Genomic DNA, 10,228 nt, shown 5'->3' with positions numbered 1-10,228 from the left:
CTCGCCGTCCGGGAGCGGGCGGCGACGGCCGCCGGCCGAGCGGCGGCACCGGTCGCCCTGGCCGCCTGAGGGCGCCGGTCACCCCCCGGTGGACGTCGCGCCTCGGCGGAACCGGCCGAAGCTGGTGGCGACGTCGGCGGTCGTCAGCACGTTCGGCAGCATCGCCGACGGGACCTGCGCCACGCCCTCCGGGGAGTCCTCCCAGTCCTCCCCCCGCCCGGTCGGGGTGAGGTCGAGCAGGCTGGTCACGAACGCGAGGTGCTCGATCCCGCGTCCCGACGTCGCGTAGGTGCGGTACACCGCTTCGCCGTCGCGCACGAAGACCGAGAAGCCGAAGCCCTCCCCGGCGCCGGTGTCGGCGGAGAACGAGGTGCCCCGCGAGGACGCGGCGGGCAGCGTCCAGCCCCGCTCCCGCCAGTAGTGCTCGATCTGGGCGAGCGGCATGTCCGAGACGTGCATCCAGGTCACGTCGTGCTCGGCGAGCAGCCGGGGCGCGCTCGCGGGCACGTTGTCGGTGAACCAGGTGCAGCCGCCGCAGTAGTGGTCGGGGCCGCGGTCCATGAACTGGTACACCGCGAGCGTGCCGCGTCCGGCGAAGAGCTCGACGAGGCTCCGCGGCCCGGCCGGCGTGGCGAAGACGTGGTGGGACGGGAACGGGGTCATCGGGAGCCGGCGGCGACGGGCGGCGACCGCGTCCCGGGCGTGGGTGAGGTCCTTCTCGGCGGCCAGCAGGTCGGCGCGGGCGCGCTCCCAGGCCGGGGCGTCGACGATCGGGGGCAGGGTCACGGTGTCTCCTCGAGATCGGTGGGGTGTGGTCGGTCCAGGTGGTCGGCCAGGGCCGCGAGGGGCCCGTCCCAGTCGCGGGCCAGCGCGGCGAGGTAGCGCTGCGCGATCCGCATCGGGCCGGAGTCGACGCGGTGGCGGACGCGCCGTCGCTCCCCCGGCTCGACGGTGACGAGCCCCGCGTCCGCGAGCCGGTCGAGGTGCTTGGCGACCGCCTGCCGGGTGATCGGCACCCGCCCCGCCAGGTCGGTCGCGGTGGAGGGCCCGTGCGCGGCGAGGTCGGCGAGGATCGCCCGCCGGGTCGGGTCGGCGAGCGCGGCGAACACCGCTTCGGCGACCGCTTCCGTCCCGCCGTCGCCCGCGGGGCCGCCCCGGGACGCAGCGGCGTCAGGCGGCACGGACGGCGTCGAGGTACGCGGCGAGGTCACCCAGCTCGTGGTCCCAGCCGTGGGAGTTGCCGCGCTGGGCCTGGTGCTCGCCCGGCCCGAGCTGGGCGAAGCCGGTCTCGACCAGGTGCAGCCGGGTGCCGGTCGGGGTCGGCTCGAGGGTGAACTCGACGTAGGTGCGGCGCGGGTCGTCGTCGGGCAGGCCGTCGATCCGCCAGGTGAACCCGAACGCCGTGGGCTCCTCGACGCGCTCGACCCGCAGGTCCTGGCGGTGCCCCTGGGCGGTCCAGGCGAGCGTGCCGGCACCGCCCGGGCGCAGGTCGATCTCCGCGCGGTCCCCGAACCACGCCGCCAGGCCCTCCGCGGTGGTCAGCGCCGTCCACACCCGCTCCGGCGGATGCGCCAGCTCGATGGTCCGTTCGATCCGGTCGGGGAACCCCATGGCGGCCTCCTGTCGCAACTACTCGGTTGCGACCCAAAGTATGGCAACCATGCAGTTGCGTCAAGACGCGCAGCCCGCCGCGCCGCTTCCCGCGTGCGACCCGGCGGCAGCGGGTAGAGGGGTCGACGCGGGACGAACCGCCCGCGGCAGGAGGAACACCCATGGCCGTCGGCAACACCGAGCGCGAGCGGGACGACACCGCCGTCGCCGAGCCCCAGGACCCCACCGACGAAGGCCGCGAGGAGGAGGAGTCGTCGTCGGGCCAGAGCACGCTCTCGGTGGTCCTCGCGTTCGCCGCGAACCTCCTGGTCGGGGTGCTCAAGCTCGTCGCCGGGCTGCTCACCGGCTCGTCGGCGATGCTCGCGGAGGCCGCGCACTCGGTCGCGGACTGCACCACCGAGGTGCTGCTGTTCACCGCGCTGCGCCGCTCGGTGCGCCGCCCCGACCGCGATCACCCCTTCGGCTACGGCAAGGAGCGCTTCTTCTGGTCGATGATCGCCGCGGTGTCGGTGTTCGTCACCGGCGCCACCTACTCGATCTACGAGGGGATCTCGACGGTCATCGAGAACCCGCCGGACCCGGCCGAGGAGCAGTACGCGTGGGTCGCGTTCGCCGTCCTCGGCCTCTCGGCGATCATCGAGGGCGTCTCCTGGCAGCAGGCCGTACGCCAGGTGTGGGGGGAGAAGCGCGAGCTGAACCTGTCGCTGCGCCGCTACCTGAAGCTCTCCGACGACCCGACGGTGAAGAGCGTGCTCTTCGAGGACTCCGCCGCCCTGCTCGGTCTCGCGTTCGCCGCGGTCGGCGTCGCGCTGCACCGGCTGACCGGCTCCTCGGTGTGGGACGGGATCGCCTCGATCCTCATCGGTCTCCTGCTCGCCGGGGTGGCGTTCTCGCTGGGCAGCTCCAACAAGGCGCTGCTCATCGGCCGCTCGGCGGAGCCGCGCGTGCTGCGCGCGATCTTCGACCACCTCGACGCCGCGCCCGAGGTCGTGGCCGTCGTGGACCTGCAGTCGATGCTCACCGGTACCGACAGCGTGCTGGTGTGCGCCCGCGTGGACTTCGACGACGAGCTCTCCGCCGCCGACCTCGAGCGGACCTGCGTCCGTCTCGACAACGAGCTCCACGAGCAGTTCAACGACGTCGACCAGGTGTTCATCGAACCGGTGCCGCGCAGCGACCCGGACGTCCGTGCGGCCGTGCTGGAGCGGTACGGGGAGTCGCTCGAGCACCTGCGCAAGACGCGCAACGCCGACGTCTGATCCCCGGGTGGTGGCTGGCGGGCCGGCCCATGATGGGCCCGACCCGCCGCTGCCGTGAGGGAGAGCCGTGACCGAGAGCGATCCGTTCGTGCTGGTCTCCGACGACGGGGCGGTGCGGACGCTCACCCTCAACGAGCCGGTCCGGCGCAACCCGCTGAGCGTCCCGCTGCGCCGCGAGCTGCGCGACGCCCTCGAGACCGCCCACGCCGACGACGGCTGCCGCGCCCTCGTGGTCACCGGGGCCGGGAGCGCGTTCAGCTCGGGTGGTGACCTGGCCTCGATGCCGCGGGGCGACCGCGCGGACGCCCGCGACCGGCTGCACCTCGTCGCCGACGTCATCTCGCTGCTGGTCGAGGGCCCGCTGCCGGTCGTGGCGGCCGTGGAGGGCGCCGCGGTCGGCGCCGGGACGTCGCTCGCCGCGGCGTGCGACTACGTCGTCGCGGGCCGCTCGGCCCGGTTCGGCGCGATCTTCGGCCGGATCGGGCTGGTCGCCGACTCCGGGCTGCACTGGACGCTCCCCCGGCGGGTGGGGCCCGGCCCGGCCCGCCGGATGCTGCTGCGCGGGACGATCGTCGAGGCGCCGGAGGCGCACGCCCTGGGGCTGGTGGACGAGCTGGCCGACGACGGCGGGGCCCTCCCCACCGCCCGCGCCGTGGCCGCGGAGCTGGCCGCCGCGGCGCCCCTGGCCCTCGCCGCCACCAAGCGGCTGCTCGCGGACCCGCCGGCGACGCTCGCCGGGACGCTGCACGCCGAGGAGTGCGTGCAGGTGGAGCTCTTCGAGACCGCGGACTTCGCCGAGGGCAACGACGCGTTCTTCGCCAAGCGCACCCCCACGTTCCGCGGCCGCTGAGCGCCGCCCGCGGGCCGACCCCGAGGCGTCTCGGGGTCGTCCCCCCTTTCGTGACGGACGGCGCTGGGAGAGGGTCGTGAGCATGAGCATCCATCCGGGGTCCGAGCGCCCCGCGCCGCTCGGTCTGCGCCGCGACGGGCTGGACCCCGACCCCGAGGTCACCGCCCTGCGCGAGCGCGGCGGCACCTGCCCGGTCACGACGCTGGCCGGGCACCGGGCCGAGCTCGTCGCCGGGTTCCACGACGCGCGGGCCGTGCACGGCGACCCCGTCTTCGGGTTCGAGGCGGTGCCGCCGCCGCCCGGGATCGCCGCCGAGGTCGCCGACGGCGAGCTGCGGCGCCGGCGCAGCGGCATGCTGCTGATGCTCGATCCGCCCGACCACACGCGGCTGCGGCGGATGCTCACCGGCCGCTTCACCGTCCGCGCGATGAGGGCGCTGGAACCGCGCGTGGCCGCGATCGTCGACGAGGCGCTGACGGCCATGGCCGCCGGCGGGCCACCCGCGGACCTCGTCGCCGACTTCGCCCTGCCCGTGCCCTCGCTGGTGATCTGCGAGCTGCTCGGCGTGCCCTACACCGACCGCGACGGCTTCCAGGAGCGCGCCGCCCTCACCCTGCGCTCGGACCTCGCCCCCGCGGAGCGCGCGGCGGTCATCCACGCCTCGCGCGAGTACATGGCCACCCTCGTGGCGCGGGCGCGGCGCGACCCCGGCGACGACCTGATCGGCATGCTCGTCCGCGAGCACGGTGACCGGCCCGCGGCCGAGGGCGGGATCGACGACGACGAGCTCGCCGGGCTGGCCAACCTGCTGCTCGTCGCCGGCCACGAGACCACGTCCAACGTCATCGCCCTCGGCACGCTCGCGCTGCTGCGCGACCCGGCCCAGATGGCGCTGCTGCGCGCCGCCGTCGAGGACCCCGGCCCGGAGCCGTTGCACCGCGCCGTCGAGGAGATGCTGCGCGTGGTCTCCCCGGTCTCCGCGGGCTTCCCGCGGGTGGCGACCCGCGACGCCGTCGTCGGGACCCACCCGATCCCGGCCGGCACGCTCGTGACCGCCTCGCTGTGCGCGGCCAACCGGGACCCCGCCCTGTCGGAGGGGGACCTCGACGCGCTCGACCTCGCCCGCGAGCCGCTCCCCCACGTCGCCTTCGGCTACGGCATCCACCACTGCCTCGGGGCGCCGCTGGCCCGCATCGAGCTGCGGATCGCGTTCACCGCGCTGCTGCGCCGGTTCCCCGGGCTGACCCTGGCGGTCGACCCGGACGAGCTGGAGTACCGCCACGACTCGCTCATCCACGGCGTGGAGGCGCTGCCCGTCGCGTGGTGAGCGGGCGGGTCAGACGCCGACGTTGAGCTCCGAGTAGCGCGCGGGCAGCAGGAGGCGCACCCGGTCGGCACCGACGTCCAGGCCCGGCATGATCGGCTCCGGGATCGGCCGGTCGCCCGCGGCGAGGACGTCGGCCACCGTCGCGTACTGGGAGAGCTCCAGGAACGTGCAGTACTGCGGCGGGAGCATCATCACCGACCGTCCCGCGGCCGAGAGCGCCTCCTCGACGCCCAGCCACGCCGCGGCGTCGGACTCCGTCGACACCCCGGCCGCGTGCTGGCCGGCCGGGCTGGCCGTCACGAAGAAGAAGGTGCGGTAGCGGCGCGGCTCGAACTCCGGGGTGATCCAGCACGTCCACCCCCGCAGCAGGTCGGTGCGCAGCACGAGCCGGCGGTCGCGCAGCACGTCGGTGAACGCGGTCTCCCGGGCCTCCAGGGCACGGCGCGCCTCGGCCCAGTCGGGCCCGGAGGTGTCGTCGACGACGGAGTCGGGGTCCGGCCCGGCGAGCAGCACGCCGGACTCCTCGAACGTCTCCCGGATGGCCGCGCAGACCACCGCGCGGGCGGCCGACTCGTCGAGGCCCAGGCGCTGCGCCCACGTCGAGGGCGGCGGACCGGCCCATCCCACGTCCTCCCCGGCGTCGCGCGGATCGACCCCGCCGCCCGGGAACACGACCATCCCGCCCGCGAAGGCCATCTGCGTCCGACGGCGAAGCAGGAACGCCTGGATCCCGTCGGCGGTGTCGCGCAGCAGGATCGTCGTCGCCGCGACCTTCGGCTCGACCGGCGCGGCCGCCCGTGCGCGGTACTCCGCGAGCTGGTCGGCGAAGCCCGGCGGCAGGGCGGTCGGGTCCATGGTCATGACCCCATCTGATCACGTCACCCCAGCAGCGGCATGACCTTCTCGCCGAAGTCGCGGGTGCCGACCTCGAAGTCGTCGAAGGTGAACATCATCCCCTCGACGCCCTTCATCGTGGCCACCTGGTCGATCTGCCGGGCCACCGTCTCGTACGACCCGACCAGCGTCGCCATGTTGAAGTTGACCGCGCCGTCGGGGAGGTTGATCGTCTTCGCGGTGCCGCCCTCGGCGGCGTTCGCGTCCTTCGAGCCCTCGTCGGCCATGTAACCGAGGGCCCCGAGGTCGGCGCCCGCGTGGTACGACGCCCACTTCGCCTGCGCCTCCTCGTCGGTGTCGGCCATGATCGCCATGAACAGCGGCAGCGACCCGACGTCGCGCCCGCTCTCCGCGGCGGCCGCGGCGAGCTTCTCGGTGGGCTCGCGGTAGACCTCCGGGTCGTTGATCCCGGGGCTGAGGATGAAGTTGTAGTCGCCGTACTCCGCGCAGAAGCGCATCCCGCGCTCGGACTGGCCGGCGCAGACGATGTCGATCTTCGCCGAGGGACGGGGCGAGAGCACGCAGTCCTCCATGTGGAAGAACCGGCCGTCGAGGTCGCAGCGGCCGGTCTCCCAGAGGTCGCGCATCACGCGGACGTACTCGGTGGCGTAGTCGTAGCGGTGGCCGAAGTACTCGTCGCCGGGCCAGAGGCCCATCTGCGTGTACTCGCCGCTGGCCCAGCCGGACACGATGTTGATCCCGAAGCGGCCCGGCGCGATCTGGTCGATGGTCGTGGCCATCCGCGCGACCACCGCCGGCGGCAGGGTCAGCACCGCCGTCGAGGCGTACAGCTTGATCCGCTCGGTGCACGCGGCCAGGCCCGCCATCAGGGTGAAGGACTCGAGGGCGTGGTCCCAGAACTCGGTCTTCCCCCCGAAGCCGCGCAGCTTGACCATCGAGAGCGCGAACGCGAACCCCTGGGCCTCGGCCTCCTGCACCACCCGCTTGTTGAGGTCGAAGGTCGGCATGTACTGCGGGGCGTTCTCGGAGATGAGCCAGCCGTTGTTGGCGATGGGGATGAAGACGCCGAAATCCATGCCCGTCACCTCAACGGCTGCGGATTACCGCGGAGTGTCACCCAGATGACGGTGGCCGCTGGTCGTGCCAGGGGGTCCGCTCCTGGAACCACGCCCCCGCCGCGCACACCGCGTCGTCGGCGCGCAGCGGCCCCGTGAGCTGCATCCCGACCGGCATCCCCGACGCCGGGTGGGTCCCGACGGGCACCGAGAGCGTCGGTCCGCGGTGCACCGCCCACGGTGCGGTGAGCTCGCCGACGCGCTTGGTCAGGGCCACGACGTCGGGGTCGGCGCCGATCCGCGGGACGTCGACGGGCACCGTCGGGGTGATGAGCACGTCGACGCCGGCGAGCACCTCCTCGACCCCGGCCCGGAACGCCGCCAGCCGGCTCACGGCCGCCTCGCGGTCGGCGGCGGAGAGGTCGAGCCCGAGGCGCAGGCGGGTCAGGGTGTCCGGGTGGAACCGCTCCGGAGCCTCGCGCAGCCGCTGCGCGTGGAGCGCGGCGAGATCGTGGTAGACGACGACGTAGAGGTCGTCGCGGACGGTCTCGAGGCCCGGGACCGTCACCGCGCGCAGGGTCGCGCCACCGTCGGCGAACACGCGCAGGGCCTCGTCCACCCGCGTGGTGACGGCCGGGTCGACCGCGCCGGACAGGGTGACGACCCCGACGACATCGGGTCGGTGCGGTTCCGGGACGACCGGGTCCCGCCCGGTCAGTACCGCGGCGAGCAGCCCCGCGTGCGCGGCGGTCCGGGTCAGCGGACCGGTCGCGTCGGTCTCCGGGCAGCACGGGAAGACCCCGTCCTCGGGGACCGTGCCGTACGTCGGGCGCAGCCCGGTCACCCCGCACATCGACGCCGGCAGCCGCACCGAGCCGCCGGTGTCGGTGCCGAGGGCCGCGTCGACCAGTCCGGCCGCGACCGCCGCACCGGACCCGCCGCTCGACCCGCCCGGGATGCGCCCCGGGTCCCACGGGTTGACCACGCCGCCGTGCACCGAGTTCTGCGAGGTCACACCGAGGGCGAACTCGGCCATGTTCAGCGTCGCCGTGATCCCCGCCCCCGCGGCGCGCATCCGCGTGACGACCTCCGCGTCGTCCGCCGCCACGTGGTCGGCGAAGAAGGCGGAGCCGCGCGTGGAGCGCACCCCGGCCACGCCGATGTTGTCCTTGACCCCGACGCGCCACCCCGCGAGCGGCCCGGTGCCGCCGGGCCGCTCGTCGAGGGTGCTCAGGACCGCGCGGAGGGGGTCCACCTCAGGCGTCGGCGACCTTGGGCACGACCTCGCCCAGCAGTTCGATGGAGTGCAACAGGTCGGCGTGGCGCAGGCGCGGGTTCGTCATCTGCAGGTTGATCCGGTCGACCCCGCCCAGCTGCTCGGAGATGCGCGCGAGCTTCGCCGCCACCTGCTCGGGGTCACCGACGACGTAGGCGCCGTCGGGTCCTCGCGTCGCGTCGAACTGCCGCCGGGTGGGCGGCATGCCGCCGCGCTCGCGGGCGATCGTCGTGAACATCGCCTCCCACCCCGGGTAGAACGCGTTCACCGCCGCCGCCACGTCGTCGCCGAGGAAGCCGAAGCAGTGCAGGCCGACGCGCAGCTGCTCGGGCGGGTGGCCCGCCTCGGCGCCCGCGCGGCGGTAAAGGTCGATCAGCGGGGCGAACTGCCGCGGCTGCCCGCCGATGATCGCGACCATCAGCGGGAGGCCGAGCAGGCCGGCCCGGGCGAACGACTCCGGTGAGCCGCCGACCCCCACCCAGATCGGGAACGGGTCCTGCACCGGGCGCGGGTAGACCGGCTGGTCGCGCAGGGCGGGACGGTGCCGGCCCGACCAGGTCACGCGCTCGTGGTCGCGGATCGCGAGCAGCAGCTCGAGCTTCTCGCTGAACAGCTCGTCGTAGTCGCCGAAGTCGAGTCCGAACAGCGGGAACGCCTCGGTGAACGAGCCGCGGCCGACGACCAGCTCGACCCGGCCGCCCGAGATCAGGTCGACCGTCGCGTACTCCTGGAACACCCGCACCGGGTCGGCGGCGGACAGCACCGTCACGGCCGACCGCAGCCGGATCCGCTGGGTGCGCGAGGCCGCGGCGGCGAGGATCACCGCGGGCGCCGCGTCGTAGTACTCGGCGCGGTGGTGCTCGCCGATGCCGTAGGAGTAGAGCCCGGCCCGGTCGGCCGTCTCGATCTCCTCCATCAGGTGTGCGAACCGCTCGACCGGCCCGACGACCTCCTCGGTGTCGGGGTCGGTGACCTTCGCGACGAAACTGTCGACGCCGACCTTCACATGTCTCCGATCGTCACGAGAGCGTGGCCGCCAGCCGCTGCGCGAGCTTCCCGACGAACACCGACGGCTCCTTGAGCTCGCCGCCCTCGGCGAGCAGCGCCATGTCGTGGAGCAGGGACGCGGTCTCGGCGACGCCGGCGTCACCTTCGGGGTGCGCGGCGTGTGCCTTCCTGAGGTTCTCCACGAGCGGGTGCTTGGGGTTGAGCTCGAGGGCGCGCTTCTGGACCGGCAGCTCCTGGCCCATCGAGCGCATCATCTGCTCGAGCTGCGGCGGGATGGCGCCGACCTCGCCGACCAGGCACGCCGGCGACGTCGTCAGCCGCGACGACAGCCGGACCTCCGACACGTCGTCGGCCAGCGTCGTCGTCATCCACGCGAGCAGGTCGTCGAAGCCCTCGGGCTTCTCGGCGTCGTCCCCGAGGTCGACGTCCCCCTGCGAGATCGAGGCGAACGGGGTCGCGTCCTCCCCGGTGCCGTAGGACGGCACGACCCCGACCCAGACCTCGTCGACCGGGTCGGTGAGCAGCAGGACCTCGTAGCCCTTGGCGCGGAACGCCTCGATGTGCGGCGAGTTCTCGACGCTCGCACGCGACTCGCCCGTCACGTAGTAGATCGACTCCTGGCCCTCGGGCATCCGCGCGACGTAGTCGGCGAGCGTCGTGCGCGCCTCCGGGTCGTGCGTCGAGGCGAACGTCGAGGCCTCGAGGACGGCCTGCGCGTTCTCGGGGTCGGTGAGCAGCCCCTCCTTGAGGGCGCGGCCGCACTCGGTCCAGAAGGTGTCGTACTTCTCGGGGCTCTCCGAGCGCATCGTCGTGATCGTCTGCAGGACGCGCTTGACGAGCCGCTTGCGGATCAGCTGGATCTGGCGGTCCTGCTGGAGGATCTCGCGGGAGACGTTGAGCGAGAGGTCCTGCGCGTCGACGACGCCCTTGACGAACCGCAGGTACTCGGGGACGAGCGCCTCGCAGTCCTCCATGACGAACACGCGC

General features: G+C 74.0%; 10 protein-coding genes and 1 pseudogene. 3 read left to right on the top strand and 8 right to left on the bottom strand.

Features of this window, described 5'->3' with window-relative positions; all coding sequences use genetic code 11:
- Nucleotides 1-78 precede the first annotated feature (78 nt).
- Genes AC0CYZ_RS24125 through AC0CYZ_RS24115 form a run of 3 tightly spaced genes read right to left on the bottom strand, consistent with a single transcriptional unit; the run spans nucleotide 79 to nucleotide 1,611 of the window.
- A complete protein-coding gene (locus tag AC0CYZ_RS24125) occupies nucleotides 79-786 on the bottom strand; it encodes a DUF899 family protein (RefSeq protein ID WP_472220038.1) in 708 nt (235 codons plus the stop codon).
- Nucleotides 783-1,181: an ArsR/SmtB family transcription factor gene (locus tag AC0CYZ_RS24120; RefSeq protein WP_472220036.1), complete on the bottom strand. Its 399-nt coding sequence runs from the start codon at nucleotides 1,179-1,181 to the stop codon at nucleotides 783-785. The genes AC0CYZ_RS24125 and AC0CYZ_RS24120 overlap by 4 nt, the downstream gene beginning before the upstream one ends.
- Nucleotides 1,171-1,611, bottom strand: coding sequence for an SRPBCC domain-containing protein (locus AC0CYZ_RS24115; RefSeq protein ID WP_472220034.1), 441 nt, complete (start codon nucleotides 1,609-1,611; stop codon nucleotides 1,171-1,173). Before AC0CYZ_RS24115 ends, AC0CYZ_RS24120 begins: the two co-directional genes overlap by 11 nt.
- Nucleotides 1,612-1,772: 161 nt before the next feature.
- On the opposite strand from AC0CYZ_RS24115, the gene AC0CYZ_RS24110 reads away from it, so the two are divergent.
- The 3 genes from AC0CYZ_RS24110 to AC0CYZ_RS24100 all read left to right on the top strand — a co-directional run bounded on the left by AC0CYZ_RS24110 (nucleotide 1,773) and on the right by AC0CYZ_RS24100 (nucleotide 5,047).
- The gene (locus AC0CYZ_RS24110) at nucleotides 1,773-2,870 is read left to right on the top strand and encodes a cation diffusion facilitator family transporter (protein WP_472220032.1); all 1,098 of its coding nucleotides are present in this window, start codon (nucleotides 1,773-1,775) and stop codon (nucleotides 2,868-2,870) included.
- Nucleotides 2,871-2,937: 67 nt separating this feature from the next.
- The gene (locus AC0CYZ_RS24105) at nucleotides 2,938-3,720 is read left to right on the top strand and encodes an enoyl-CoA hydratase/isomerase family protein (protein ID WP_472220030.1); all 783 of its coding nucleotides are present in this window, start codon (nucleotides 2,938-2,940) and stop codon (nucleotides 3,718-3,720) included.
- A gap of 82 nt (nucleotides 3,721-3,802) precedes the next feature.
- Nucleotides 3,803-5,047 carry a cytochrome P450 gene (locus tag AC0CYZ_RS24100; protein WP_472220028.1) on the top strand — a complete coding sequence of 415 codons (1,245 nt, stop codon included), beginning with the start codon at nucleotides 3,803-3,805 and terminating at the stop codon, nucleotides 5,045-5,047.
- Nucleotides 5,048-5,056: 9 nt separating this feature from the next.
- On the opposite strand, the gene AC0CYZ_RS24095 is transcribed toward AC0CYZ_RS24100, so the two are convergent.
- The 5 genes and pseudogenes from AC0CYZ_RS24095 to AC0CYZ_RS24075 all read right to left on the bottom strand — a co-directional run.
- Nucleotides 5,057-5,908 carry an NUDIX hydrolase gene (locus AC0CYZ_RS24095; protein ID WP_472220026.1) on the bottom strand — a complete coding sequence of 284 codons (852 nt, stop codon included), beginning with the start codon at nucleotides 5,906-5,908 and terminating at the stop codon, nucleotides 5,057-5,059.
- A 17-nt stretch (nucleotides 5,909-5,925) separates the two neighbouring features.
- Entirely contained in the window at nucleotides 5,926-6,978 is a 1,053-nt protein-coding gene (rutA, locus tag AC0CYZ_RS24090; RefSeq protein WP_472220024.1) for a pyrimidine utilization protein A, read from the bottom strand.
- A 37-nt stretch (nucleotides 6,979-7,015) separates the two neighbouring features.
- The gene (locus AC0CYZ_RS24085) at nucleotides 7,016-8,212 is read right to left on the bottom strand and encodes an amidase (RefSeq protein ID WP_472220022.1); all 1,197 of its coding nucleotides are present in this window, start codon (nucleotides 8,210-8,212) and stop codon (nucleotides 7,016-7,018) included.
- 1 nt (nucleotide 8,213) lies between these two features.
- Nucleotides 8,214-9,239: an LLM class flavin-dependent oxidoreductase gene (locus AC0CYZ_RS24080; protein WP_472220020.1), complete on the bottom strand. Its 1,026-nt coding sequence runs from the start codon at nucleotides 9,237-9,239 to the stop codon at nucleotides 8,214-8,216.
- Nucleotides 9,240-9,252: 13 nt separating this feature from the next.
- A pseudogene (locus tag AC0CYZ_RS24075) lies at nucleotides 9,253-10,228 on the bottom strand (molecular chaperone HtpG); the annotation flags it as partial.

The sequence above is a fragment of the Actinomycetospora sp. genome (assembly GCF_055612215.1).
The sequence above is the reverse complement of the archived record's forward strand: the minus strand, read 5'-3'. Positions and strand labels throughout refer to the sequence as shown.